Consider the following 255-nt stretch of genomic DNA (forward strand, 5'->3'; position numbering starts at 1 on the left):
CGACATGGGCCTGGGCGGGCTGGACCTGGCGACCGGCGGCGCGCTGACGGTGGCCGAGGCGGTGGCGCTGGCCGACGGCGGGCAGGTGGCGCTGACGGCGGGCCGGATCGACGCGCAGGCCGGCATCACGACGCGGGGCGGGGCCATCACGCTGGGCAACACCTTCGTGTCGCCGGACGCGAGCGTCAAGGCGCGCGCGCTGTCCAAGGCGGGCGAGGCGCCGGCCATCGTGCTGCGCGAGGGCGCGGCGCTGGA

1 protein-coding gene is annotated in these 255 nt (G+C 78.4%); it reads left to right on the plus strand.

Annotated features, from left to right (window positions below):
- A partial coding sequence (locus AC6LJ9_RS30835) for a hypothetical protein (RefSeq protein WP_498150486.1) occupies window positions 1-255 on the plus strand: 255 nt, incomplete at both ends.

This window comes from Achromobacter sp. 1011811831 (assembly GCF_059760905.1).